Source organism: Streptomyces sp. NBC_00513 (genome assembly GCF_041431415.1).
GTDB lineage: Bacteria > Actinomycetota > Actinomycetes > Streptomycetales > Streptomycetaceae > Streptomyces.
This window is the reverse complement of sequence record NZ_CP107845.1, coordinates 7962135-7986186: the sequence shown is the minus strand read 5'-3', so window position 1 is coordinate 7986186 and position 24052 is coordinate 7962135. Positions and strand designations below refer to the sequence as shown.

Here is a 24052-nt window from a genome sequence, read left to right as displayed (position 1 = left end):
ACTTGTCCATGGGAGGCCCGTTCCACTCGTCGTCGTAGAACGCTGCGTCCAGGTGCGTCACCGGGGCGTTGAGGATTCTGCCCAGTTCGCGGGCCATGTGGGACTTGCCGCTGCCGCCGCAGCCGACGATGGCGGGCACTACGACTTCGACCCCGACGTGCTGGCCTCCTACCGGCCCACGGGGAAAGGCCGAGTCGAGCGGCAGGTGCTGATCGTCCGCGATCATGTTCTGGCGGACGCGCCTTCTCGTCCATCGAGGAAATGAACGCCGCGTTCACCGCCTGGGTGCCGCTGCGGCGGGCGCAGGTCCACGGCACCCACGGCGAGATCATCGGTCTGCGGGCGGTCCGCGACCACGTGGCCCTGCGGCCGCTGCCACAGACGCCTTATGTAGTCACACAGCGACACCTTCGCCACGTCGGCAAGGACTGCCTCGTCGCCTTCGACGCGAACCTCTACTCCGTGCCTGCCCGCAGGGTCCGGCCGCGCCAGCTGGTCGAGGTCAGGGCCACGAAGTCCCAGATCATGCTGCATTCCACGGTGCCCGGTCACAGCGGCGAGACCTTGCTGGCCACCCATGCACGGGCTCTCGGTCGGGGCGCCCGGGTCGTGGATCAGAGGCACTGGGACGGCCTGCCCACGGGGTCCGTACGTCGCGTCACAACCGGCGACGGAAGCCTTCCTCTGTCCCGCCGGCAGAACGCAGGCACCGAATCCGGGCCGCTGGCGGCCCTGCTGAACCGGACCGCGGTCACCCAGGTCGAGGTCGGCCGCCGCCTTTGTCGGTCCATGACGAACTGACCGGCACCCGACCCTTCACCACCAAGCCGATCACGAGGGGAACGTCTTGAGTGAGCTGGTCTCCACCCGCATCCGCAACACGGCCGGCAAGCTGGGGCTGCCCCACTTGGCCGAGGCTCTGACTCAGTACGCTCAGCGGGCTGACAAGGCCAAGATGGGTCTATGCGGGCCCGCTCGCGCGGAGCCGGGCCAGTCACAACCACACGACCGGGGCTGCCCGGTCCTTCGACAGGCGCTCGGCCTCCAGCCGGATCAACGTGCCCTCGAACAGCGGGAGTTCGCCTGCATGGTCGAACCAGGCGGCCCGGTGGGTCAGCCGCGGGTGGACCCGGTGCCACGCCTGCGTGACCGCCTTGCCGTGGTTCGTCGTGGCGGTGCGGGTGATGACGGCAGCTCGGGCCAGGTCTCGGGCTTGGCGAAGCGGAACTCCGGCCCGCGCTTCGGCGGCCGGCCGCCCCTGGGATCGTGAACCCTTGCAGGCTTCGGCAGTCGCATCACTCGGTCACCGCGGACGCGCCCCACCAGCTCGACGGGCAGGTCCCGAAGCACCCAGGCCAGCCCGGTCACGTCGCACCCGGCATCGGTCGCGATCACGATGTCCGGCTCGCCAGGCGACACTGACCTGCCCGGATGAATCGTTCGACGAGTCACGGGGCTGGGCAGCGGTCACCGCGATGGGCATCGTCAGCCGGGCCGAGTCGGACCGCGTCACGGATCGGAGTTCAACGGTGAGCCGCCCCAGGGGACTGCCGTTGCCTCCGGGGCGGCCCCTTCTGGCCTGCGTCGTTCCGTGGGACTTCAGGGTGAGGGCGCGTGTGGTGCCGGGCCGGGGGCCGGGCTCTGGGTGAGGCGCTGTGTGTGCGTGGTGGTGGGCATGGGCCGGTCCGGCTCAGGGGCGGTTTCCTGCGCCAGGCCGTTGAAGGTGGCGAAGACCAGACGTTCGGTCTGGCATTCGACGCCTTGCCGGTCGTCGATGTGTACGAGACCGTCGATGAGCAGGACAGCCAGGCCGTGGATGGCGGCCCAGACCACGAATTCGGCGCCCGGGCGGGCTCCCGCGGGCAGGTGGCCCGTGTCGGTCAGACGGTCGAGTTCGGTGGTGAGCACTTCGTGCGGGTGGGGTGAGATGGCGGACTGCGCCGTTGTGGCGCCGCCGCGGAAGACGAGCCGGGCGACGGCCGGGTCCTCGACGGCCCAGGTGACATAAGCGCGCCCGCATGCGGCGAGACGTTCGGGGCCCTGCTCCGGCGCCGCGTCCATGGTGTCGCGCAGGCGATTCCCCAGCCGGGCCAGCACGACCTCGGACAGGGCGGATGCGAGTGCGTCACGCGAGCCGAAGTGGTGGTAGGCGGCGCTGGGGCTGACACCGACCCGTGCCGATGCCTCACGCAGTGACCAGCCGTCGGCACCCCGCTCTCGTACGAGGGTCTCCGCCGCGTCGAGCAGCGCGCCGCGCAGGTCCCCGTGGTGATATCGCTCCTTTGCCATGTCTTCATCTTAGCGGTGCTCTGATTGAGTGTTACGCTCGGATCGAAATCTCAACGCTGTTCAGATTGATCTGGAGTTGTGCCATGTGTCCCACCGACCCCACGCCTCTCGCCTCCGACGGCGCGCCGGATGTCCTGCACAGCCCCCCGCCCGTCATATCGGGATCTCCCGTCGAAGTGTCCGAGGGCGTTTTCGTCATCCCGGACCGCCGCGTCGAGTTGGTCCCCAACATCGGCATCGTCCTCGGGGAGAAGGCCGCGCTGGTCATCGACACCGGCATCGGCCCCCGCAACGGTGCACTGGTGCTGGAGCAGGCCCGGCGCCTGGCCGGCGACCGCCGCCTGTACCTGACCCTGACCCACTTCCATCCTGAGCACGGCTTCGGCGCGCAGGCGTTCAAGGGTGCCGCCACGATCGTCTACAACAGCGGCCAGCGCGCCGAACTGCGGCGCAAGGGAGCCGGCTACCTCGGCATGTTCAAGGGCCTGAGCCCCGCAGTCGCTGCCGAACTCGAAGGAGTCGAACTGGTCGACCCCGATCTGGTCTACGAGGGCGAGGCCGAGATCGACCTCGGAGGCCGTACCGTGCTGCTGCGTGAGGTCGGTCCCGCGCACACCGGGTCCGACCAGATCGTCCTTGTGGACGGCCGGGTGCTGTTCGCCGGCGATCTGCTGGAGACCCGTATCTTCCCGATCGCGCCGTACTTCCCGCCCCACGACACCGACGTGGACGGCGAGGGCTGGATCGGCGTGCTCGACCAGCTCGCCGCACTCGCCCCGCAGACCATCGTTCCCGGCCACGGCGAGGTCACCGACGCCTCGCTCATCCACGACGTCCGCGACTACCTCACCTACGTCCGCGACGAGGCCCTGCGGCTGCGCGAGCGCGGCGCCACCGCCGACAAGACGGCCGCCACCATCGCCGAGAACGCCCGTACCCGCTGGCCTTCCTGGGAACGCCCCGAGTGGATCGGCCTCGCCGCCCGCGCCTTCTACGACACCAACGCACCGGCCTGAACCCCGCCACCCGCCGTCATCACCACTCAGGCCCTGAGCCTCAGCGCCGAGGAACCCGGCACCACCATCACGACCCACCTGGCTCCGGAGCGGGCGCCCGGAAATCGCACGGAGAGATCCCGTGGCGACCGCGTACGTTCTGCCCCCGCCCCAGGAATTCCGGCCGGCACCTGCTGCCGGTGACGCCGACGAGCGAAGCCCCCGCTCCAGCGACACGCCCGTGCGTCCGCGCGCACCGACGCGGAAACAACCCATCCGGGCTTCAGGCCACCCCACGAGGAAAGGCACCAGATTTCGTGTCCACTCCACTTGACCCCGGCCGGCCACTGGCCGAGGAGCGTGCCCCAGGCAATCGCCGGGAGCACGGCATCACGGCCTACGCCAGGATCTTCGACGTCCCCGAACAGGACGTCGCCCACTCCTTCGCCACCCGCGTCGGCACCCCGTTCGCCGAGGAGGCGCTGCACGCCGCCGGCGGAGCCGCCTGGTCGCATCCCGCTCTCACTGGACGCGACCGCAGCATCGCCATCATCACCGCCCTGGCCGCCCAAGGGGTCAGCGGGGACCGCCTTCTCACCCACCTCGCGCTGGCGCGACGCCACGGACTCGACAACCAGGCGCTCACCACCCTCATGACCCTGCTGGCCGGCTACATCGGGTACCCCCGAGCCTCCCAGGCCATGGAGACCGTCCACACCATGTACGCCGCCACCCCGCAGGACACCACTGCTGTAACTCCTTGACCACTGAGTCAAGTTGGTTGGCAGGCGGTTGGTGCGGCGCTGGTAGCGCTCCACGACGCCGAGGACCTGTTCACGGAACGTCTGCCGCGGGCAGCCGAGCACCGGGCAGACCAGGCGCCGGACCCGCACCGACGCCACGACCCGCCGCCCTTCCACCGGCACGTCCGCGATCACCCACCCGTGGAAGCCGTGCACCCGCCCCGTCGCCTGCCCGCACGCCGGGCACGGCACTGGATCCCCTCGGGTCCGCGCGGACACCCGGATGGCCCCGCCCTCGCCCGTCACGCCCTCGACGACGAGGGCCGACAGTCCCGAAACACCACACCCACAAGCTCGTTGACCTCAACCACATGCCATGCCAACGACGACAGTCACGCTTCGCTACCACCGATTACGGGACGGAGCCGCTCAACGAACAGCCCCTCACGGGGTGCATCGTTCCTCCTTCGCGAGCGGGGGCGGCGTGGTCCACCGACCCATTCGGTGCACAGTTCCAAAGTGGAACGACAGGCCAAGATGGTGCGATGTTCCAATTTGGCTCGGCGCTCCAAATCTGTCATATTTGAGCATGCCAACACGAGCACGCCCCACTCAGCGGCGTAACCAGGTGCTCTCCCGCGAGCAGATCATCGCCACCGCGATCGACCTTCTCGACACCGGTGGCGAGGGGGCTCTGACCGTCCGGGCGATGACTGATCGCCTCGCCACCGGGTCAGGGGCGATCTACTACCACGTCGGCAACCGGGACGAGCTGCTGGACGCGGCGGCGGAAACCGTCATCATCGCCGCCCTGGCCGCCCGGCCCGCGTCGACACCCGAGGATGAGATCCGCGCGGTCTCCCTGGCCTTGTTCGACGCCATCGCCGAACACCACTGGCTCGCCACGCGGCTGACCCTCCAGATCATCCGCAACCCCGTTGGCCCGGTGACGGTGGGGATCTTCGAAAGGCTCGGCCAGCAGGTGAGCGCCCTGGGCGTCCCGCAGGCTCGCTGGTTCTCTGCGGCCTCGACGCTCGTCCACTACATCCTCGGCGCGGTCAGCCAGAACGCCCGCGTCGAGGGCGACACCTTGGGCGTCGGCCCCAAGGCGGACCGCGAGGAATTCTTCGAGGCGACCTCGCAGACCTGGCAGGACCTCGATGCCGAGGCCTACCCGTTCCTGCACGCCATCGTCGGCCAGGTCAGGGAGCACGACGACCGCGAGCAGTTCCTCACCGGGATCTCCGTCGTCCTCGACGGCCTCACCCACCTGCGTTGACCCGCCGCACCCAACCGGGTCCGCCAATTGATCATTCCTTGAAGGGAAACCTCTCATGCATGACGTCATAGTCGCGGGCGGCGGACCGGTCGGCCTGTTCCTGGCCGGCGAACTGGCCCTGGCCGGCTGCTCGGTCCTGGTCCTTGAACGAGACCAGGGAATCTCCTCGCCGCTGAAGGCGCTCCCGCTCGGGATGCGGGGCCTGAACGCCGGCTCGGCCGAGACGTTCCACCGCCGCGGCCTGTTGGACGCGATGCTGGACGCCTCCGGCGTCGACGCCAAGGAGGTCGGCGCAGATCCCCACGCAGTCGAGGCACCCGCGCCCCGCGACGTGTCCCATTTCGCGGGCATGAGCCTGGACGCGGCCGGCATCCACGCGCCCGCTCTGCCGCTCAGGCTGCCCAGCCCGGCGATGGAAGGGTTCATGACGAGCCTGGAAGCCGTCTCCACGGTGCTGGCCGAGCGGGCCGACACGCTCGGAGTGAAAGTCATTCGGGGCGTTCCGGTCACCGCCGTGACACAGGACGACGACGGCGTCACCGCCACCGCCGGCGGGCAGAAGTACCAGGGACGCTGGCTGGTGGGCTGCGACGGCGGACGCAGCGCCGTGCGTGAACTCGTCGGCTTCGACTTCGTCGGCACCGACCCGCTGTTCACCGGCTACGTCGCCAAGGTCACCTTCGCCGACCCCGAGCAGTTGCCGTTCGGCTTCAACGTGACACCGAACGGCATGTACCTGCGTACGCCCTGGGGGTACCTGGGCATGAACGACTTCGACGGCGGTACCTTCGACCGCTCCCAGCCGCTGACCCGCGAGCACCTTCAGGCGGTCCTGCGCCGCATCTCCGACACCGACGTGACGCTGACCGGCGTCGAGCTCGCCTCCAGCTTCACCGACCGCGCGATGCAGGTCAGCAGCTACAAGATGGGCCGCGTGCTGCTCGCCGGTGACGCCGCGCACATCCACTCGCCCCTCGGCGGCCCGGGCCTCAACCTCGGCATCGGCGACGCCGTCAACCTCGGCTGGAAGCTCGCCGCCACCGTCCACGGCACCGCACCCGAGGGCCTCCTCGACACCTACACCGACGAGCGCCACCCCGTCGGCGCCGCCGTCCTCGACTGGTCCCGCGCCCAGGTCGCCACCATGAAGCCGGGCTCCCACGCCCCCGCCCTGCGCAAACTCATCCTCGACCTGATGAACACCCCTGACGGCGTCACCCACGTGTACCGGCAGACCTCGGGGCTGTTCAACCGTTACGACCTGGGCAGCGAACAGCCACTCGTCGGCCGCAGCGCCCCCGACTTCCGCTTCACCAACGGCACACGCCTCGGCGATCTGCTGCGCCGAGGCCAGGGCGTGCTCCTGGACTTCACCCTCGACCGCGTGCTTCAGACTGCGGCCAAGGGCTGGCAGGACCGGGTCCACTACGCGGCTGGATCGGTGCACAACGACCTCGGACTCACCGCAGTGTTCGTCCGTCCGGACGGCATCGTGGCGTGGGCCGACCACCACGCCGACCCCGCAGCATTCCAGCAAGCCGCGACCCACTGGCTCGGCGACCCGCACAAATAGCGCCGGATCAAGCAACGTTTGCCCTGTCGAAGATGGCGCGTAGGCGCTGGTCGTCGACCTGGCGGTTTCGCCAGATGATGTACCGGCGGATCATGCTGCCCTGTTTCCTTGTGGTCGGCGTGGTCCGTGCCGTCGAGGGTGAAGTAGCGCAGGGCTGTGAACTGATGGGTGAGGTGCTTGTTGCGGTGCCGCTACGGCGGGGTTGATTGGTGCGAGAGAGGTCCCCTGGTGTGGATCTTGGAGGGCTCGGTGCCGGGGCCGCTGCCGTGTGGCTGTTTCGTGTGCGTCGCCGTTGTGTGGGGTGGTGGGGGCGCGGCGTTGCCTCGTTGTAGGAGGATCTTCCGGATTGGTCGATGTGCCGAGAGGCGAGCGGGAACTTGTCACCCTTGGATAAGTCTCGCGAGGGTTCTGTGTGTTTGCACCATGCTGCTGCTCCCTCGTTCCCAAAGCGTCGCCCTGGCAGGGCAGTTGTGCGCGACAGGTGGCTCAATGACGTAGCCGCTCGTGGAACGTGGGAGTCTCTTGCTCGCCGACAGCACCGAGGGGACGCGGGTGCGGGTGCGGGTGCGGGTGCTTCGACTGTGCGGATTGGCGGGTGTCCGCGCATGAAGGGCCCGCGGAGGGGCATCGCCGCCTGTGGGAAACGTGAGGTTGTTGCCTGGCGTGGCGGGGATAGGCTGACTACGCGCTTGTTTCGGTGCCCGTGGGCCTGTCTGGTCGGGGCGCTGTTCGAAAGAGGTGGTCTCATGCGGATGGCGCGTCTGCTGGTGGCCGCGCTCGTTTTGGTGGTGCTGCCCACTTCGTGCGCGGGGAGTGATGTACCGGATCGCCCGTCCGGCCGGATTGCGGTGGCCACCGGTAATCCGGGCGGTGTGTACGCGGAGTACGGGGCCGGCTATGCCTCCGTCATCGGGCAGCGGTTGCCTGAGACCTCGGCGCGGGTCTTGCACACCGGTGGGAGCGTGGAGAATCTGCGCATGGTGGAGGACGGTCGGGCGCAGGTGGGTTTCGCTCTTGCCGACGCGGGCGCTGACGCCGTCGCCGGGAGTCCGCCGTTCTCCCGGCCACTGTCGGTGGTGGCGCTGGCCGCGTTGTACGACAACTATGTGCAGCTGGTGGTCCGTGCGGACAGCCCGGTGCGCAGTGCGAAGGCGCTACGGGGGTTGCGCGTGTCGGTGGGTTCGGACGGTTCAGGGACGGCGTTGATCGCTGAACGCATTCTGAAGGTCGCGGGGCTTTCGTCGGAGTCGGATGTGAAGTCGTTGCGGCTGAATGTGCGCGAGTCGGCGGCCGCTTTGGCGGCTGGGCGGATCGATGCGTTCTTCTGGAGTGGTGGCTTGCCGACGGGGGCGATCACCGAGCTGCGCCGGGGTACGGAGATCCGGCTGGTGGACCTGGGTGACGTGGTGGGTGAGCTGACGCGGGCCTATGGCGAGCTGTATACCGAGACCACGGTGCCTGCTGTCGTCTATGGGGCGCAGAGTGCGGTGACGACGGTGAGTGTGCCGAATTTCCTGGTGGTGCGGCGCGACATGGCGGATTCGGAGGCGTACTGGCTGACGCGGTTGCTGTTCGACGGCCAGACGCAGTTGATCGGGGCGCATCCGGAGGCGCGGCGTCTTGACCGGCGGTCGGCGATCGCCACGCATCCGTTGGAGCTGCATCCGGGTGCTGCCCGTTGGTATCGGCAGTCGCATCCCTGAGAGGGTCAGGGGGTGCCTGCGGGGGGCTGGGGATCTGTGGTGGGGGACGCCTGGGGGGCTGCGGGTAGTCGTATGGTGACGGTGAGTCCGTGGGGGTGTGCCGCTGCGAGGCGGAGTTCGCCGCCTCCGGCTTCCACGAGGATGCGGGTGAGGGCGAGTCCGAGGCCGGTACCGGGGACGTTCTGGTGGCGTGTGCTGCGCCAGAATCTGCTGCCCGCCTGGGCGAGTTCTTCCGTCGTGAGTCCGGAGCCCTGGTCTTCGACGCTCACCTCCACGATGCCGTGTTCGTTGTCCGCCGGTTGGCTGTGCGGCAGGCCGGTGGTGTCGCGACCCGGGTCGTGGGGGGCGCGTGTGACGCGGATGTCCACGGGTGAGCCGTCGGCGAATTTGAGGGCGTTGTCCAGGAGGGTGTCCAGGGCCTGGTCGAGGCACTCGGGCAGGGACAGTGCGCTGATGCCGGGGGGAATGCGTGTGGTGAGGGGGACGCCTTCGGCGGCGAAGGCGGCCCGCCAGGCGTCGGCGCGGTGGGCGACCACAGTGGATACGTCGACGGGTGTCCGTTCTGCCTCGGATGCCTCCGCTCGGGCCATGCGCAGCAGTCCGTCGAGCATCTGGCCGAACCGGTCTGCTTCTTCCACCGCGCTGTGGAGTTCGTGGAGGCCTTCGGGGTCGTTCACGAAGTCTTCCAGGTTCTCCACGCGAAGCCGGAGGGCGGTGAGGGGGTTGCGTAGCTGGTGGGAGGCTTGCGCGACGAAGGCACGCTGTTGCTCCTGGGAGGCGTGCATGCTGTCGGCCATGGCGTTGAAGCTGTTCGCGAGGCGGCGTAGTTCCGGAGCGCCGGCGCGGTCGGAGACGTGGGTCTTCAGGCGCCCGAGGGCGACTTCGTGGGTGGCGCGGTCGAGTTCGTGGACGGGGCGCAGGACCCAGCGGACGACGGGGGTGGCGACGGCGATGAGGACGATGGCAAGGGCCGTGAGGCTGGCGAGTATGACGAGGGTGAGGTAGTCCGCGACGTCGGAGCGGGCCTGGTCGGTGGGGGAGACGATCAGTACGGCGCCGAGGATGTGGCCGTCTCGTTTGATGGCGTCGGCGTGGATGAAGGGACGGTGGTCCCATGGCCACACGACGCTGGGGCGTTCGGGGGGTCGGTCGGCGAGGGCTTGGAGGAGTGCGGAGCGCACGGCGGGTTCTTCGAGGTTGACGGGGTGGGGGGCGACGACGGCTGTTTTGCGGTCGGCGTCGACGATGGCGACTTGTGAGTCGTAGAGGGTGGTGTAGCGGTCGGCGGCGGCTTGAAGGCGGGCTGTTCGTCCCGTTTCCAGGGCGGTGGCGGCCATGTCGGCGAACCAGGTGCTGTCCTGGACTCGTCCCGTGAAGGAGGTTTGGATGGTGCGGTCGGCGGTGGCGCGCACGAGGGGCACGCTGAGGGCGACGATGAGGCCGGCGACGAGGGCGCAGACGATGACGAGGAGCCGGCGGTGCACGGGGGGCTCAGCAGCCTGCCGCCGCGGGCGGCGGGATGGGGGGTGGGGTGGCGGGGTCGGTGGTGAGGCGGTAGCCGAAGCCGCGGACGGTGCGCACGAGGCTTCCGGTGCGTCCGAGTTTGCCGCGCAGGGTCGCGACGTGGACGTCGAGGGTGCGTGACATTCCGTCGTAGGCGGTCTGCCACACCTCGACGAGGATCCGGTCGCGGGATACGGCGGCGCCGCCGGCGCGGACCAGGACGGCGAGGATGTCGTATTCCTTGCGGGTCAGGGGTACGGGCTGTCCGTCGAGGGTGACTGTGCGTTGTGCGAGGTCGATGGCGAGTCCGCCGTCGAGGGTGAGGGGGGGTTCTTGGCGGGGTTGGTGGTTCATGCTGCGCCGTAGGACGGCTTCGATGCGGGCGAGGAGTTCGGCGGTGCCGAAGGGTTTCACCACGTAGTCGTCGGCGCCGCTGCGTAGTCCTCGGACGCGGTCGGGTTCGCTCCCCCGGGCGGTGACGGCGATGACGGGGACGCCGCCGCGGGCTCGTAGTTCCCGGCAGACCTCGATTCCGTCGCGGTCGGGCAGGCCCAGGTCGAGCAGGACGAGGTCGACGGGGGGTGCGGAGAGAGCCTGGGCGGCGTTCGCGGCGCGCTGGACGTCGTAGCCGTTGCGGCGCAGGGCGCCGGCGAGGGCTTCGGCGACTCGGTTGTCGTCTTCGACGACGAGTATGCGCAACGCGTCCTCCCGGTGCTTTCCTGGCTGGTCCTGCGCCCGGGGGAAATGTGTGCGGGGCAGGGTGCGGCCTTTGATACCAGCGTAGGAGTGATCCAGGTCACTGAATCCTAAACCTACGTTAAGAGGGCGGGCGTTCTCTGTCGCCGTCTCTGCACGGCTGCCACGGTCTGAGGTATCGCAGCGTTCAGTCCGAGGAGGCCGTCATGGGCATGGTGGAAGCGCCGTCCGAACCGGGACAGCGGTCAGCGGATGAGCTGGTGGCCGAGTTCGACCAGGAGCGGCCGGCCCGCAAGCTGTCCCCCGCGGTGTCGGGGGCCGTGTCCGTGGTGTGTGCCGTGTTGTCCGTATTCGTGCTGTACGCGATCTTCTTCCCCGTCGCCAAGGGCGGCCAGTACTACCTCACGCTGTTCCTCGCCGCGACGCTGCCGCTGATCTTCCTGACCCACCGCGGAACGGTTCGGGTGCCGCCTTGGGCGCTGCCGTGGCGCCGGGGTGACGGCACGAAGGACACCGACGCGGCGGCGAAGGGGGCAGGCGGGACCGGACGGCGCGACGACCCGGGCTGGTTCGACTGGATGCTGGCCGCCTGCGCCCTGGCGGTGTGCCTCTACCCGCTGCTGGAGTTCGACGCCTTCATCGAACGGCGTCAGCTGCCCACCTCGCTCGACGTGGCCATGGGCATCGCCATGATCTTCCTCGTGCTGGAGGCGTGCCGGCGGACCACCGGCTGGGTGCTCCCCGCGTTCTGTACGGCGTTCCTGCTGTACGCGTACTACGGCGGGCTGCTCCCCTACCAGTGGTCGCTGGCGCACGGCGGCTTCGACGTCGACGCGATCTCCGCCCACTTCTTCATGAGCACCGACGGTGTGTACGGCGTCCCGCTGAACGTGGCCGCCACCTACATCGTGCTGTTCACCATCTTCGGCGCCGTGCTCGACATGTCCGGAGCGGGCAGGTTCTTCATCGACCTGTCGTTCGCGGCGTTCCGCGGCTCCCGCAGCGCGCCCGGCCGCACCGTGACCGCTGCCGGTTTTCTCCTCGGCACCGTCTCGGGCTCCGGCACCGCCACCGCCGTCAGCCTGGGATCGGTCGCCTGGCCCGTACTGCGCAGGGCCGGCTACAGCAAGGAGGCGGGCGGCGGAGTCCTGGCCGCCGCGGGCATCGGCGCGATCCTTTCCCCGCCCACGCTGGGCGCCGCGGCGTTCATCATCGCCGAGTACCTCAAGACCAGCTACCTCACCGTCCTGCTGTACGCCCTGGTGCCCACGCTGCTGTACTACCTGGGCATCCTCCTGGCCGTGGAGATCGACGCCCGTAAACACCAGGCGCGGCCCGTGATCGACGAGGAGGCCGTCTCGGCGTGGAGGCTGCTGGGCCGGTTCGGCTACCACTTCCTGTCCCTGTTCATGATCATCGGTTTCATGGCGATGGGACTGCCCCCCTTTCGGGCCGTGGTCTACGCCACCGCCCTGCAGTTCCTGCTGTCCTTCCTCGACGCCCGACACCGAATGACCCCGCGCCGGCTGTACGCGGCGCTCGCCGAGGGCAGCAGGTCTGTACTCCCGGTGGTCGCCACCTGCGCCGCGGCCGGCATCATCGTCGCCGTCGTCACCCAGACCGGCCTCGGCCTGAACCTGGCCTCCGTCATCGTCGACGCCGCCGGCATGTTCGGTGACAACCCGACGGTGGAACTGGTCGTGACCGTCATCTTCGCCGCCCTCGCCGTATCGATCCTCGGGCTCGCGGTCCCGGTCACCGCCTCGTTCATCATCTCCGCGGTCATCATCGCTCCCGCACTGCTCACCTTGGGTGTGAGCATGCCCGAGGCGTACATGTTCATCTTCTACTACGCCGTACTGTCCGAGGTCAGCCCGCCCACGGCGCTGGCCGCGGCCGCCGCGGCCGCCATCACCGGCGGCAACCCGATGCGCACCATGGTGGCGACCTGGAAATACTCACTGCCCGCGTTCCTCGTGCCGTTCGCGTTCGTCCTCACCGACAACGGCTCCCGACTCCTGGGCACCGGAGGCCTGACAGGCGTCCTGTGGACGACCGCTGTCTCCGCCCTCGCGGTCGCCGCGCTCGCGGCCGCCACCGGCGGCCGCCTGCTCGGCCCGGCAGGCCCCTTGGAGCGTGGGCTGTGCGTGATCGCCGCCCTGTGCCTGCTCTACCTCGAACCCGCCGCGATCACCGCCGGCCTCATCGCCCTGACCCTCGCCGTCGGTATCCGCCTGGTACGCCGCGGGCAGCGCTCCCCCACCCCCCGCACCAGTCCCACACTCCCCACAGGTCCCGGCCTTCAGGCCGAAGCCGTCACGGAAGGACACCTCCCCTCATGAAGCACCCCACGCGCACCACTCGAACCACACGCCTGGCCGTCCCCGCCCTGGCACTGGCCCTCGCGCTCGCCGCGACCGCCTGCGCGGGAGGCAAACAGGACGACAAGGGGGCCGCGAACAGCGGAAAGGGAGGCCGGCTCACCATCGCCACCGGACCCACCACCGGCGTCTACTACCAAATCGGCGGCGGACTGGCCGAACTGATCTCCGACAACATCAACGGCTACCGGGCCACCGCCGCCACCACCGGCGCCTCCGTGCAAAACATCCAAGGCCTCCAGGCCGGAAGCTACGACATCGCCTTCTCCCTCCTCGACACCGCACAGGACGCCGTCGAAGGCAAAGGCAGCTTCGACAAACCACAAGCCGTCGAAGCCCTCACCCGCCTGTACCCCAACTACACCCAGATCCTGGTCCGAACAGACTCCGGGATCACCTCCCTTCAGGACATGAAAGGCAAACGAGTCTCCACTGGGGCACCCAACTCCGGCACCGAGGTCATCGCCAGGCGCCTGCTGAACGCCGCCGGCCTGGACCCCGCCAAGGACGTCGCGGCACAACGACTGGCCCTGCCCGAATCGGTGGACGCCATGAAGGACAACACCATCGACGCGCTCATCTGGTCCGGCGGCCTGCCCACCGGCGGCGTCACCGACCTCGTCACCAGCCTCAAGGACAAAGTCCGCTTCCTCGACGTCACCACGCAACTCCCCGCGCTGAGCAACACCCACGGCGGCGTCTACCAAAAGGGAATCATCCCCGCGGCCGTATACCACCAGCCGGCCGACGTGCCCACGATCGTGGTCCCCAACGTCCTGCTCGTCAAAAAGGGCTTCGACCCCCAACTCGCGGGAAAGATCGCCGACCTCGTCTACGCCAAGAAGAACGCCCTTGAGAAAGTCAACGCCGCCGCCACCGAAATCGACCCCGCCCAAGCCGGCAACACCGCCCCCGTCCCCCTCAACCCCGGCGCCGCAAACGCGCTCAAGACCCTCACCCAAACGCCCTGAGAGCCCTCCCCCACGCCCCCGCCCCCGGCCCCGACCGGCGGCCACCCGACCACCAACCACCGTTCAGCCACTCCCCCCCACCTCCCGATCCACTGCCCAGGGCGCCCGCGCTCCCCGGCCCTCGTGCCGGACCGCCGCCCTCCCCCAAGGGTGATCACGATGTGCGCCACCGGACCGTCACACTCCCGCAGCTTCCCGATAGCCGCGGACATACAAGCAGTACCGAAAACCCGCCGACTCGTACTCGCCGTCGTCCGCGGATGGAACCTGCGACTCACCGGCGAAACACTCGACGAACTCGCCCTGCTGTGCAGCGAGATCATCGCCAACGCCGTACGACACACCACCGGACCATCCACCGTCACCGTCCGGTGGACCGGCACACGTCTACGCGTCGAGGTCACAGACACCGCACCCGAGTTTCCCTCTCCGCGAGGATGCACACACCACGCCGAGAGCGGCCGGGGCCTCATGCTGATCGCCGCCATCGCCACCGACTGGGGCACCACACCCACCCCGACAGGAAAAGCCGTGTGGTTCGAGATGACACCGCCGCCCCCCACACCCCACGGAATCGGACACGGCCCCTTCCAGGCAAGCCCCGGGAAACCGACGACGCCCACACCCAGGCCACCGTGCGCGGTCCGCGACGCCGCCCTGCAGACGTACGGGGCGGCATGAACGCACTGACCCGCGCCCCGATCAGCGAGGCACTCCAGGGCTCACCACGCATGCCACACGAGACAAAGACGCCGATCCGGCCGGACTGCTCGCCGGACGTGCGGGCCGGGCACGACCGCGGATCAGGTCGGTCGGTCTGCTGCTGATGGTGCTGACGCCGGATTCTGTGGGCCGACGGCCCGGTGCCCCCGGGCGCTGGACACACCCACAGGCAGCGTTCGGCAGCGACGGCCGCGCGGCGGCCGCGCTGCACCCCGGCGGCCGGGGCGAAGGCCCTCGAGCGGCTTCAGGCATCGTCGACGTCCGGGTCACCTTGGTTGTGCGCCCGGCCGAAGACATCCCGAGCCACGCCCCATATCCCGTCGTCCACCTCGCACACGGTGCGGCCAGCCAAGACCAGACCGCCCGCCGCGACCTCGACCAGGACGGCCTGAGCCATCCGCTGGGCCTCCACCAGCCGCAAGGCCCGCAGAGCTCATCCATCCGATCGGGTCCCGCCATGACCTTGCTCCTCCCCCTGCCGTACGTCCACACTTCCCTGCGAGTCAACCCGCCCGCCAGCCAGTTGCGCAGTGGTCGCCTCACCAGTTCCCGCGCCCGCAGCAGGGCCGCTCGTCCGCGACCGGGATCCGGTCGATCGCTTCGAACAACGCCAACGGCGGATGCTCCTCCCGTGTTTGCGGTGCGGGCGCCGCCCACATCGTGCGCCACAACGCGACGTCACCCCCCACCGTGGCACGTCCGGTTTGCGGGATGCTGCGGCCGAGGAAGCGGCCGCAACGGGCGATCTTCTCCGCCAAGATCGGCGGGGACTCCGTGCCGTTGTCGACCTCCACGAACAACAACGGCAGCGCAGTGTGGGGCTGCGGTGAACACCATGTCGGCGCGGACACTGCCTCGACCCGGCGCCGCGAAGCTCCCGGTCACCGGCGAGGGCACTTCCGTCGACCAGGCTCCGATCGGGCCCAGGCCCGGCGGGCGCTCCACCGGCGTCGGAGTCGGCGCCGGCACGGCGCCCTTGCGGACCACGGGCGCGGTCGGTTCGGGCAGGGTCTGCAGGAACGCCCGGTCCAGGACCACCGCGGCCGCCTCCAACCCCGCAGGCGTCAACACCCGGAGACTGCCCAGCTCGGCCCTGCGACATCACAAGATCCCCGACAGAGCCGAAAAACGTGAACGCTCACAGGCGCACTCGATCACCCCATCACCCAACCGGAGCACAGCATTCCGTAACTACGGCTATGCGCACTTCTTCGCACAGACACACGGAAATCGCAGCTCCACACGAATTTGCCCGCCCGACCTGGTGACACCTTGCCGACGGCACCCAGCAGGCCCGATTCACGCGGGATGCGCGGCTCGATCAGTGAGCGGCATTCGAGGCCGACAGGCCCTGTGCCACGACCGGGACGGCGCAGGGCGACGTCGCACCCGGGTGACCATGCGCAGCGAGAACGTTTGGGCAGCAGCAGCCACCGACGCCGGAACTGGAAACGGCTGAATCGCGCGAGCACCTTCCCCTCGGCCCGGAACTCCACAGGCGCCGCTGGTGGACCGCCGCGACATCGACACCCGCCACACGGCCGGTGACCAGCGAAGCACCCCCGGCGAAACCGCCGTTCGATACCTGGTCGCCGAACTCACCGGACCCGACAACCACCAGCCCAGCGCGGCCGACCTCGCGGCCCGCGACCAGATCGGCATCCGCAGCGCACGACACCGCATCCAAGCCGCACGCCAACTCGGCGACGAGCAAGCCGGCCCGCCCTGACACACCGACCGCATCCTGAGGGTCGGCCGGTCCTCGGCATGTCGCGCGCGGACGCAGGGTCGGACGGAAGGCCGGGACGCGGAGTCGTCGGCCTGCGTGATCGACGCCCAGAGCGTCAAGACCTCCACCAGCGTCCCCGCGGCGGGCCAGGGCATCGACGCCGGGAAGAAGATCGTCGGACGGAAGCGGAGCATCGTCACCGACACACTCGGCCTTCTCCTCGCAGTGTTGGTCACCGCGGCCAGCGTGCAGGACTCCGTGGCCGGCACCGCGCTGCTCGACCAGGTCGCCGCCGAGCACCCCCGCATCCGCAAGGTGTGGGTCGACGGCGGCTACCGTCAGCACCTTGTTGAGCATGCCGCCACACTCGGCATCGACATGGAGATCACCACCCGCAAGCCCGGGACCAGGGGATTCATCCCCATACCCAAACGGTGGGCGGTCGAGCGCACCTACGGCCGGCTCATGCTCCACCGCCGCTTGGCCCGCGACTACGAAACCCTGCCCATCCGCTCCGAAGCCGTCATCCACATCGCCATGACCGACCTCATGGCCCGCCGCCTCACCAACGAGAACACCATCTCCTGGCGCGACCCAAAGAAGGCCACACAACACCTGATTCCGGGATGAAACAGCGGCATAAAAAGCGGCCTGGCCCTACCCGCAGGGCCGGACCTGGGAGACTAGGGATCATGACCGACCGTCGACCGCTCTCGCTGCCCGCCTTCTCCGAGCCCGCTTCCGACGCTCCCGTACCCGCCCAGGCGGGTGGGCGCCGGCTGATGCCGGTCGAGCAGGGCGCCTACTTCCGCCAGCCGCCCGGCGAGCCCGAGCCCGCCCCGGCCCGACGTCCACTCGCCCCCGGCGGCCTCACCTTCTCAGACCCGGACCGCCATATCTGAGCGCTACCACCACGAATTGCGTCACGTCCAGGACCAGCTCACCACCTAGCCCCACCGCCCGGTGTGCCGGCGCCTCCACCTGGACAGTGGTCGTGGCCGGCCCGGCTCCCGCCTCGGATACCGTGTTCCTCTACGGGGTGCCATAACGGATGTGACGCCCCCCACCGGAGGTAGCAAGCGTATGAGTTCAAAGCGCAGCAAGAATCCAGCTCTGCCCGTACTTGACGACGCATTCCGACTCGAGTCGGTCAAGGGCGCCGAAGAGTCCACCCGTGACTTGGCCGCGCGGCTGGCCACCACCGACCTGCGCCGCGTTTCCCACCCGGGCCGGGTCACCTGGGAGCCCACCGATCAGGCCGAGCCCGTACCGGCCCCGCCGACTGTAGTCGACGGTGACGGGGACCTGTGGCTGCGGGACCGGGGCACTGGCACCTGGACCATGCCCGAGTTCAACCCGAAGGAGTTCCCGGCCCGCTGTGGCGAGGTTCTGACGTGGAACCAGCTTGCCCGCGAGTTCGGCCCGCTTACCGCACTGGCCGACGACCGCCGCATCGGCGGCGGCCGGCGCTGACCGCGCAGCCTTCTGGGATGACCGCGCCCCTGAAGCGCCCGTTACGGGTAGCTGGGAGCTCCAGCTCACCGCCGAGCTCGACGATGGCGACGAGCAGGTGAGCGTGGGGGTGGCGTGCGACGGCCTCGAGCAGCGTGGGGCGGGCCTGGCGCCACCCGATGTCCTCGGTGCGGCCGGCGTCGGTGGACCAGCCGGGTAGCGGGCGGCCTTCAGTTGCCGTGGTGAGCGCGCGGCCCAGCTCGCCGACGGCGGCCGCCGGGCCGGCGCCGAAGGCCCGCGCTTCGGCGGCGGCCTCGGCGAGGACGTCTTCGTCCAGGTCCTCGAGGGCCTCACGCCACGGAGCGGCCGCAGCGTCGAAAGCGGCCAGGGCGGCGTGCAGCTCGGCGTCGAGAGCGGCGGGCGAACACGGCAACGGGGTGCTGATGAGGATTCGCGAGGATCCCCAGGGTCGCTCTTCCCCTCAGCTGGTTGGGGATTGAACGCTCTGGGGAGCCTGGGGATCGAGGAGCGGAGAGAAGGCGTCTCGGAGATTCTTCGGGCTCTCGGTAGTGGAGGGCAGTCATCCCCACTTCGCGGGCGGCGGTGACGTCGGCGGCGGTGTCGTCGATGAACAGGCAGCGGTGGACTGGCGCCCCGACTCGTTCGGCGGCGATGAGGTAGACACGCGGGTCTGGCTTCGCGACACCGATGTGGGCGGTGTTCACCACGGCGTCGGCGAGGACGTCCAGCCCCTGCCGAGCGAGATCCGAATCCAGCTGCGTGGTCGCGTTGGAGACCAGGGCGACGGTGACGGCCTTGCGGGCGCGCTTGAGCAGGGCGACGACCTCTTGATCAACGCGTGGCATGAGGTCGGACCAGGCGGTGACCACGGCGCGGGCGCGGTCCATTGATCCACACGCTTCGGCGATGTCTGCGGTCACCGTAGAACGCCATTGCTCATCGGTGATCTTGCCCGTGATTGCGGGGTGCAGTCGAGATGGTGTGAAGGCGGCAGCCGCGAGCGTGCCTGCGGGGAGTCCGTGGAGGCGGTCGAGATCGGCGTGTCCGGGGACGGGCCAGTGCCGAAGCATGCCGTCGATGTCACAGAGCACGGCGTCGTAGGGACACAGTCATACCGGGCCCGGAGGCCAGCGGCCCCATTGCAGGACCGCGAAAAACTTAACGGGGGCACCGCCGGCGCGGCGGCGACTCCACACCACGCACCGGCGGGAGCGGGGCGGTGGTTCACCCGCCCGGGTGAAGCCGTTCCTCGCGTACGCGGACGCGGATCCAACGGCACTCCCCCAACTGCCGTCATGAGACGCGCACTTGACACACATCGTGCCATACCGGCATGTTTCGGGCGCGGCTCGGTAGTCGGGGCATTTCGATGTGCGATTGGAGTGCGCATGGTGGTGCGTGAATCGGTCGAGGCGTTGTCGGAGTTCGCCGCGGCGGGCCGTCTCGGGGTCGGTGGGGGCGTGGCGGTGGGCGGTGGCCACCGGTGTGGTCCTGGCGGCGGACGCGGGCGAGGGGTTGTGGTCGCGGGCCGTGGTCGAGCGCGCCGACGTCGAGGGGGTGCCGGCGGGACTGGTGTCAGTGTCCGCGTTCGAGGCGGCGGAGCGTCTGACGGCCGCGCTCGGCGTCCCGTTGCCGCCGCTGCGGCCCGCGGTGACGGGCCGGATGATCGGGGACCTGACGGCGGCCGGCATCCTGCTCCGCCCTGGAAGGCCCCCGCGAGACCCCGGTGGTCCACGCGGACCAGGTCGCCGCGCTCACCCGCCGACGCGACCTCGCCGCCCTGCTCGACCGACACACCTTCCTCGGCCCGGACCAGAGCGCCGTACTCCTCGGGCTGCGCCGAACCGACTTCGACCACCTCGTGCGGCTCGCGATGCTGCGCCCGGCCCGAACCGGTCCGTGGACTACGGGCGGGCCCGCGGCGGGGAGGTGGAGGTGTCCCTGTACCGGGGCCTGGACGTCGCCCTGCTCCCGACCATGCACCCCGAAATCGGCTGGGCGCGGCTCCGGTTCCTCAGTCCGGGTGCCCGGTCCCCACTCGCCCGCCTGGCCCCGGCGCCGACCGGGGTGGGCGGCGTCGTGACGTTGGCGGACGTGGCGCGGATCGCGGGAGTGGGGTGGGCCGCGGTCGCGGCCTGGCGCCGGCGACACGATGACTTCCCCGCACCCGCCGGCGGTACCTCCACCACACCGGCCTTCGAGCGGGGCACGGTGGGCGCGTGGCTGCTCGCCCACGACAAGATCACCATCCCCGGGCCCATGGCCCCCGCAGGGCGCCTGACGCTGCGCACGGGCGAGGTGGTGGAGCTGTTCGACGCCGCGCTCTTCGGAGAGGGCGACGGCGCCCGGTTGATCGGCTGCGCGGATCCGGCCGGGGTGGAGCGCCGTACGAGTGCCTCGTCGGCGGCCGGCGGGGTGGAACTCGCGGAGGTCGAGGGCCTCGTCGGCCGGGATCCATTCGCGGTGGAGGCGGCCGTCATCGAGGCGGGCGGACTCGTGCTCGGCGGCCGGCTGCGACGTGTCGAGTTCTCGTGGTCGGGACCTGTGAGCCGCCCGCAGCAGAACGGCGGCCTCGGAGGCGGCTTTCGCCTGCGCCCGGTACTCCTGTGCCCGGTGGCGGGCGGCGGCGGCCTCCACCGCCTCCACGAGGGCCAGCAGCAGCGTGAGGCCGACCGCGCCGCCGCCTCGGGCTGTGCGGGGGCCCGCTCCAGTACCCGGTCCGAGGCGCGCCGGCCGGCACGGGCCCGACCTTCGAGGCTACGGGCGCCGGAGGCGCGGGCACCTTGCTCGAAGGCGTCGGCCGCCGCCTGGACGCGGTCGCGGACCAGGGCCGGGGATCCGGCGAACCAGACGGGGCGGGTGCCGCCGGCAGGCAGTCCCCCGGCAGCGCGACCGCGTACACGGAGTGGGCGTCGGGGTCGCCGCGGCGTTCGCGCACGCGCAAGCCCGCGTCGCAGAGCCGGTCGAGGAAGTCGGTGTCGCCGTGGGCCACGGCCGCGGCCTGACGGACGGTGCGCTGCAGGGACTCCGGGCGGTCTCGGCGAGGCCGCCCGGCGGGCGGCCGTTCTCGGCCTCGCCGGTGACCGGCCGCCAGCGCGCGCTCCGGTCCAGCGGGGACATGCCAGGGTCGCCGCGATGTGGATGTGGTCCTCCGCGTGCCGCACCGCGCTCCACCGGCAGGCCGCTGGTTCCGGCACTGAGCTGACGTCGCCCGAAACCCCCGTCCTCGGGCGGCGTCAGCTCAGTGCCGGGACCGCGAGAGGACCCCGGTCGTCGGCGGGGGCTCCGGTTTCCCTTCCCCTCACCGACCCTCCGGCGACCACTCTGCCAAGCCCCGGAGCACCGGGCATTGGCCTGGCGTGCACAGTGTCTTGACGGAGAGTCGCCCCGCCGCCCGCGTCCCGGGCCCCGGCTCTTGTTGCGCGGGCCGCCACGGCCGGTGTAAACCCGTGATCATGCTGCCCGAGAGAACGTTCCGCAGCGCGGAACTAGCGCCCGCCGACCGTTTCGAGAGCTGGCGAGCCCTGATGTCGGAGACGCATGCGCCCATGGAGATGCGCAGTGAGCACGCCGCCGACTTCTGGGTGAACCAGCGCGTCATCTCGCTCGGCGGGATCACGGTCTATCCGATGGAATGCCGTCCCCTGACCTTCCAGCGCACACCGAAGCTGATAGCGAGGTCGGACCCCGAGGCGTTCCACCTCTCGCTGATCAAGCGCGGGGCGGGAGCGGTCACCCTGGGCAAGGACACCGTGGTGCACGGCGTGTTCGACATCCACACCAGTGACACGTCACGGCCGTTCGAGATCAGTTCCGGCCCGCATTCCGTCGAGATCATCGGGGTCGAGGTACCCAAGGCGCTGCTGCCGCTGCCCCCTCACACCGCCGGCCGGGTCATCGGCAAGCGCATCTCGGCCCGGGAGGGAATGGGGGCCCTGCTGGCCACCTTCCTCGACCAGGTGACCAAGGACAGCCGGTCCTACCGGCCGGCCGATGGCCCGCGCCTGAGCGGCGTACTGGCCGATCTCGTCGCCTCGCTCTTCGCCGGCGTCCTCGAAGCGGACCGGTCCTTGACCCCGGAGACGCACCGGCGGGCCCTGGCACTCCGCGTGATGGCCTTCATCCGGGACAACGCCGACGATCCGCTGCTGGACGTCCCCGCGATCGCCGCCGCCCACCACATCTCCGTCAGCTATCTCCACCGGGTTTTCCAGCAGGAGGGGGACGGGGCAACGGTCGCGGCCTTCCTTCAGGGCCAGCGGCTCGCGCGGGCACGCCAGGACCTGGTGGACCCTCTGCACCAAGGGGTGCCCGTGCACGTCATCGGCGCCCGGCGGGGCTTCCGGCACGCGTCCGCGTTCAGCCGGGCGTTCCGCGAGGCCTACGGCCTGCCGCCCGCGGCCTTCCGCGGGCAGGCCCGGGCGGAAGACCTGGCCGGGGCGGACGCCTCCTGAAGGCTGTCCCGTAAGTCGATGTTGGCCTCGGGCATACTGGCGGTCGTTGCCGCGCTGGAGCGAGTCTGGGATGGGGAGCCTAAAGACGTCGTTCTGACGCGATATTGGGCGTCGTACGCTCGCGCGAACTGGCGGTGTTCACGAGAACGGTTCTGGCCCATTTTCCGTGGAGTGGTTACGGAGCGTCAGATCTTCGGGGCCATGCGATGACGGTCTGGATGGGCGCGGAGTCGAGGTGATGTGAGTTCCAGGGCCCGGTTGTCGCGTCCGGCGCTCATGTGGTTGAGCCAGCGTTCGTACCAGTCGAGGAAGTCGGTGGCTGAGGAGACGTTGGGGCCCCAGAACCCGTCGCTGTTACCGATGAGCACGCGGCCGGTGAGGGGACCGGTCACTGCGATGACGCATACGTCGGTGCAACCCATCTCGATGATGTGGAGGAAGAGGTCGTGTCCGTGGTTCCCGGCTCCTGTGCCGTCGAAGCCTCGAGGTGTCCCTGGTTCTCCGCGCGGATTCATGACCATCAGGGAACACCGTTCCAGCGGCATGAGGCCGTAGAACGGTGCCGCGCCTGAGCCGCCGATGTGCGTGAGGAACTGCAAGTAGGCGTCGGGCAGGACGATGTCGTGCTCGGCCTCGAACGCAGCGACGCGTGCTTCTGCCAGCTTCGGACCGAGGGAGAACTTGTGCTGTTCTTCCCCGAAGGAGTGGCTGCGCAGTGGTTGGAACGGGATCGCGGCCAGCTTGCGGCGCAGGCGGGGTATGCGGGGATCCATGGTGCATCTTCTCTCGTCCCCGTCACCCTATGGGTGGCGGTGGTCAGCTGGCCAGGAGAACCCTCTTCCGCAGGAGAGCGAAGCCGGCACGGCCGAACATCTGGCGTTTGAGCATCTTGATCCGGTTGACGTGTCCTTCGACGAGGCCGGAGTTCCAGGGCAGGGTGAGCCCGGCGATGACGGCAATCGCGGTAACGTTCGATGCCTGCGGCGAGGGTGCGGAGGCTGGGGGGCGTCTCGCCGGACGGCGTCGAGCCGCTGCGGCAGCCGTTCGCCCTGGCGCTCGGCGAGTATCTGGGCGAAGGAGCGAACGTGAGTGGTGAGGGCGTTGAGTTCGGGGCAGTGGACCAGGACGGCCTTGAGCCGAAGGTGGTCGATCTCTGGGAGAGTCCCGGGGCGGCGGAGGATCCAGCCAGCGACGACGCGGGGTGACGGTGGCCGAGCTGTGATCGGGTTGGGAGAGGTCCTCTTCGCCCGGAAGTAGGCGCGAACGCGCTGGTAGCTGCCCTGGTAGCCGAGTGGCACGATCTCCTCCCCCACCGTCCAGGCGTTGGTGCAGCCCTGGTTCCGGCGGTCATCCGGGTAGGGCTTGAACGCGTCAAGCTTGGACGGCCGGCCCTGCCACTGGCCTCGGAAGAGGTCCTCCGGGGTGGCTGCGTCGGCGAAGAGTTTGACGGTGCGCGAGGTCATGCGGAGTTGGCGGCCGATCGCCCTCCGACTGAGCCCGGCGGTCAGCAGTTCGTGGACGGTCGCGTGGTTGGCGCGGG

General features: G+C 69.8%; 21 protein-coding genes and 5 pseudogenes. 15 read left to right on the top strand and 11 right to left on the bottom strand.

Annotation, left to right across the window (positions count from 1 at the left end; genetic code table 11):
* Nucleotides 1–133: 133 nt before the first annotated feature.
* Nucleotides 134–851, top strand: a pseudogene (locus tag OHA84_RS36005) (IS21 family transposase); the annotation flags it as partial.
* Between the two features lie 146 nt (nucleotides 852–997).
* On the opposite strand, the pseudogene OHA84_RS36000 reads toward OHA84_RS36005, so the two are convergent.
* Both OHA84_RS36000 and OHA84_RS35995 read right to left on the bottom strand, forming a co-directional pair.
* Nucleotides 998–1523: pseudogene (locus OHA84_RS36000) on the bottom strand (transposase); the annotation flags it as partial.
* Between the two features lie 76 nt (nucleotides 1524–1599).
* Nucleotides 1600–2289 carry a TetR/AcrR family transcriptional regulator gene (locus tag OHA84_RS35995; protein WP_266967346.1) on the bottom strand — a complete coding sequence of 230 codons (690 nt, stop codon included), beginning with the start codon at nucleotides 2287–2289 and terminating at the stop codon, nucleotides 1600–1602.
* An 83-nt stretch (nucleotides 2290–2372) separates the two neighbouring features.
* On the opposite strand from OHA84_RS35995, the gene OHA84_RS35990 reads away from it, so the two are divergent.
* Complete coding sequence (locus OHA84_RS35990) at nucleotides 2373–3305, top strand: MBL fold metallo-hydrolase (protein ID WP_266967348.1); 933 nt, start codon at nucleotides 2373–2375, stop codon at nucleotides 3303–3305.
* Nucleotides 3254–4048, top strand: coding sequence for a carboxymuconolactone decarboxylase family protein (locus OHA84_RS35985; RefSeq protein ID WP_371591558.1), 795 nt, complete (start codon nucleotides 3254–3256; stop codon nucleotides 4046–4048). Before OHA84_RS35990 ends, OHA84_RS35985 begins: the two co-directional genes overlap by 52 nt.
* Here OHA84_RS35985 and OHA84_RS35980 read toward each other — a convergent pair.
* Nucleotides 4038–4357, bottom strand: a pseudogene (locus tag OHA84_RS35980) (transposase family protein); the annotation flags it as partial. The gene OHA84_RS35985 and the pseudogene OHA84_RS35980 overlap by 11 nt on opposite strands.
* A 259-nt stretch (nucleotides 4358–4616) precedes the next feature.
* On the opposite strand from OHA84_RS35980, the gene OHA84_RS35975 reads away from it, so the two are divergent.
* Together OHA84_RS35975 and OHA84_RS35970 are read left to right on the top strand one after the other, a co-directional pair.
* Nucleotides 4617–5306 (top strand): TetR/AcrR family transcriptional regulator, encoded by a 690-nt coding sequence (locus OHA84_RS35975; protein ID WP_266967352.1) that lies wholly within the window; start codon nucleotides 4617–4619, stop codon nucleotides 5304–5306.
* 55 nt (nucleotides 5307–5361) lie between these two features.
* Nucleotides 5362–6879 (top strand): FAD-dependent monooxygenase, encoded by a 1518-nt coding sequence (locus OHA84_RS35970; RefSeq protein WP_266967354.1) that lies wholly within the window; start codon nucleotides 5362–5364, stop codon nucleotides 6877–6879.
* A gap of 7 nt (nucleotides 6880–6886) precedes the next feature.
* On the opposite strand, the pseudogene OHA84_RS35965 reads toward OHA84_RS35970, so the two are convergent.
* Nucleotides 6887–7043: pseudogene (locus OHA84_RS35965) on the bottom strand (IS630 family transposase); the annotation flags it as partial.
* A gap of 588 nt (nucleotides 7044–7631) precedes the next feature.
* Between OHA84_RS35965 and OHA84_RS35960 the strand changes: the two are divergent.
* Nucleotides 7632–8582 carry a TAXI family TRAP transporter solute-binding subunit gene (locus OHA84_RS35960; protein WP_266967356.1) on the top strand — a complete coding sequence of 317 codons (951 nt, stop codon included), beginning with the start codon at nucleotides 7632–7634 and terminating at the stop codon, nucleotides 8580–8582.
* A gap of 5 nt (nucleotides 8583–8587) precedes the next feature.
* Here OHA84_RS35960 and OHA84_RS35955 read toward each other — a convergent pair whose 3' ends face one another.
* Entirely contained in the window at nucleotides 8588–10066 is a 1479-nt protein-coding gene (locus OHA84_RS35955) for a HAMP domain-containing sensor histidine kinase (RefSeq protein WP_266967358.1), read from the bottom strand.
* 7 nt (nucleotides 10067–10073) lie between these two features.
* Nucleotides 10074–10784, bottom strand: coding sequence for a response regulator transcription factor (locus OHA84_RS35950; protein WP_266967360.1), 711 nt, complete (start codon nucleotides 10782–10784; stop codon nucleotides 10074–10076).
* Nucleotides 10785–10987: 203 nt separating this feature from the next.
* Between OHA84_RS35950 and OHA84_RS35945 the strand changes: the two genes are divergently transcribed.
* The 3 genes from OHA84_RS35945 (at nucleotide 10988) to OHA84_RS35935 (ending at nucleotide 14814) form a co-directional block, all read left to right on the top strand.
* Nucleotides 10988–13123: a TRAP transporter fused permease subunit gene (locus OHA84_RS35945; protein WP_266967362.1), complete on the top strand. Its 2136-nt coding sequence runs from the start codon at nucleotides 10988–10990 to the stop codon at nucleotides 13121–13123.
* Nucleotides 13120–14133 carry a TAXI family TRAP transporter solute-binding subunit gene (locus OHA84_RS35940; protein ID WP_266967364.1) on the top strand — a complete coding sequence of 338 codons (1014 nt, stop codon included), beginning with the start codon at nucleotides 13120–13122 and terminating at the stop codon, nucleotides 14131–14133. Before OHA84_RS35945 ends, OHA84_RS35940 begins: the two co-directional genes overlap by 4 nt.
* Before the next feature lie 159 nt (nucleotides 14134–14292).
* Complete coding sequence (locus OHA84_RS35935) at nucleotides 14293–14814, top strand: ATP-binding protein (RefSeq protein ID WP_266967366.1); 522 nt, start codon at nucleotides 14293–14295, stop codon at nucleotides 14812–14814.
* Between the two features lie 286 nt (nucleotides 14815–15100).
* Here the strand turns inward: OHA84_RS35935 and OHA84_RS35930 are convergent, their stop codons facing one another.
* Together OHA84_RS35930 and OHA84_RS35925 are read right to left on the bottom strand one after the other, a co-directional pair.
* Entirely contained in the window at nucleotides 15101–15253 is a 153-nt protein-coding gene (locus OHA84_RS35930) for a hypothetical protein (protein WP_266967368.1), read from the bottom strand.
* Nucleotides 15254–15395: 142 nt separating this feature from the next.
* Nucleotides 15396–15650: a hypothetical protein gene (locus OHA84_RS35925; RefSeq protein WP_266967370.1), complete on the bottom strand. Its 255-nt coding sequence runs from the start codon at nucleotides 15648–15650 to the stop codon at nucleotides 15396–15398.
* 713 nt (nucleotides 15651–16363) lie between these two features.
* Here OHA84_RS35925 and OHA84_RS35920 point away from each other — a divergent pair.
* The 4 genes and pseudogenes from OHA84_RS35920 to OHA84_RS35905 all read left to right on the top strand — a co-directional run bounded on the left by OHA84_RS35920 (nucleotide 16364) and on the right by OHA84_RS35905 (nucleotide 18058).
* The gene (locus OHA84_RS35920) at nucleotides 16364–16585 is read left to right on the top strand and encodes a hypothetical protein (protein ID WP_266967372.1); all 222 of its coding nucleotides are present in this window, start codon (nucleotides 16364–16366) and stop codon (nucleotides 16583–16585) included.
* A 66-nt stretch (nucleotides 16586–16651) separates the two neighbouring features.
* Nucleotides 16652–17215 (top strand): annotated as a pseudogene (locus tag OHA84_RS35915) (transposase); the annotation flags it as partial.
* Between the two features lie 62 nt (nucleotides 17216–17277).
* Nucleotides 17278–17487 (top strand): hypothetical protein, encoded by a 210-nt coding sequence (locus OHA84_RS35910; protein WP_266967374.1) that lies wholly within the window; start codon nucleotides 17278–17280, stop codon nucleotides 17485–17487.
* Between the two features lie 181 nt (nucleotides 17488–17668).
* The gene (locus OHA84_RS35905) at nucleotides 17669–18058 is read left to right on the top strand and encodes a hypothetical protein (RefSeq protein ID WP_266967376.1); all 390 of its coding nucleotides are present in this window, start codon (nucleotides 17669–17671) and stop codon (nucleotides 18056–18058) included.
* On the opposite strand, the gene OHA84_RS35900 is transcribed toward OHA84_RS35905, so the two are convergent.
* On the bottom strand, nucleotides 18012–18470 hold the full coding sequence (locus OHA84_RS35900) for a hypothetical protein (RefSeq protein WP_266967378.1): 459 nt from the start codon (nucleotides 18468–18470) through the stop codon (nucleotides 18012–18014). The genes OHA84_RS35905 and OHA84_RS35900 overlap by 47 nt on opposite strands.
* Nucleotides 18388–18945, bottom strand: a complete 558-nt coding sequence (locus OHA84_RS35895) for an HAD family hydrolase (protein WP_371591619.1) — start codon at nucleotides 18943–18945, stop codon at nucleotides 18388–18390. Before OHA84_RS35895 ends, OHA84_RS35900 begins: the two co-directional genes overlap by 83 nt.
* A gap of 2568 nt (nucleotides 18946–21513) precedes the next feature.
* Between OHA84_RS35895 and OHA84_RS35890 the strand changes: the two genes are divergently transcribed.
* Nucleotides 21514–22512, top strand: a complete 999-nt coding sequence (locus tag OHA84_RS35890; RefSeq protein WP_266967380.1) for an AraC family transcriptional regulator — start codon at nucleotides 21514–21516, stop codon at nucleotides 22510–22512.
* Between the two features lie 185 nt (nucleotides 22513–22697).
* Here the strand turns inward: OHA84_RS35890 and OHA84_RS35885 are convergent, their stop codons facing one another.
* Nucleotides 22698–23285 (bottom strand): SMI1/KNR4 family protein, encoded by a 588-nt coding sequence (locus tag OHA84_RS35885; RefSeq protein ID WP_266967382.1) that lies wholly within the window; start codon nucleotides 23283–23285, stop codon nucleotides 22698–22700.
* A 201-nt stretch (nucleotides 23286–23486) separates the two neighbouring features.
* On the opposite strand from OHA84_RS35885, the gene OHA84_RS35880 reads away from it, so the two are divergent.
* A complete protein-coding gene (locus OHA84_RS35880; RefSeq protein WP_266967384.1) occupies nucleotides 23487–23717 on the top strand; it encodes a hypothetical protein in 231 nt (76 codons plus the stop codon).
* Nucleotides 23718–24052 lie beyond the last annotated feature (335 nt).

Coding starts and splice junctions, on each gene's coding strand:
- OHA84_RS35895 (WP_371591619.1), bottom strand. CDS start 18,945: ATGGACCGCGCCCGCGCCGTGGTCACCGCCTGGTCCGACCTCATGCCA.
- OHA84_RS35885 (WP_266967382.1), bottom strand. CDS start 23,285: ATGGATCCCCGCATACCCCGCCTGCGCCGCAAGCTGGCCGCGATCCCG.
- OHA84_RS35970 (WP_266967354.1), top strand. CDS start 5,362: ATGCATGACGTCATAGTCGCGGGCGGCGGACCGGTCGGCCTGTTCCTG.
- OHA84_RS35975 (WP_266967352.1), top strand. CDS start 4,617: ATGCCAACACGAGCACGCCCCACTCAGCGGCGTAACCAGGTGCTCTCC.
- OHA84_RS35990 (WP_266967348.1), top strand. CDS start 2,373: ATGTGTCCCACCGACCCCACGCCTCTCGCCTCCGACGGCGCGCCGGAT.
- OHA84_RS35930 (WP_266967368.1), bottom strand. CDS start 15,253: ATGGCTCAGGCCGTCCTGGTCGAGGTCGCGGCGGGCGGTCTGGTCTTG.
- OHA84_RS35880 (WP_266967384.1), top strand. CDS start 23,487: ATGCCTGCGGCGAGGGTGCGGAGGCTGGGGGGCGTCTCGCCGGACGGC.
- OHA84_RS35960 (WP_266967356.1), top strand. CDS start 7,632: ATGGCGCGTCTGCTGGTGGCCGCGCTCGTTTTGGTGGTGCTGCCCACT.
- OHA84_RS35945 (WP_266967362.1), top strand. CDS start 10,988: ATGGGCATGGTGGAAGCGCCGTCCGAACCGGGACAGCGGTCAGCGGAT.
- OHA84_RS35940 (WP_266967364.1), top strand. CDS start 13,120: ATGAAGCACCCCACGCGCACCACTCGAACCACACGCCTGGCCGTCCCC.
- OHA84_RS35910 (WP_266967374.1), top strand. CDS start 17,278: ATGACCGACCGTCGACCGCTCTCGCTGCCCGCCTTCTCCGAGCCCGCT.
- OHA84_RS35905 (WP_266967376.1), top strand. CDS start 17,669: ATGAGTTCAAAGCGCAGCAAGAATCCAGCTCTGCCCGTACTTGACGAC.
- OHA84_RS35995 (WP_266967346.1), bottom strand. CDS start 2,289: ATGGCAAAGGAGCGATATCACCACGGGGACCTGCGCGGCGCGCTGCTC.
- OHA84_RS35890 (WP_266967380.1), top strand. CDS start 21,514: ATGCTGCCCGAGAGAACGTTCCGCAGCGCGGAACTAGCGCCCGCCGAC.
- OHA84_RS35935 (WP_266967366.1), top strand. CDS start 14,293: ATGTGCGCCACCGGACCGTCACACTCCCGCAGCTTCCCGATAGCCGCG.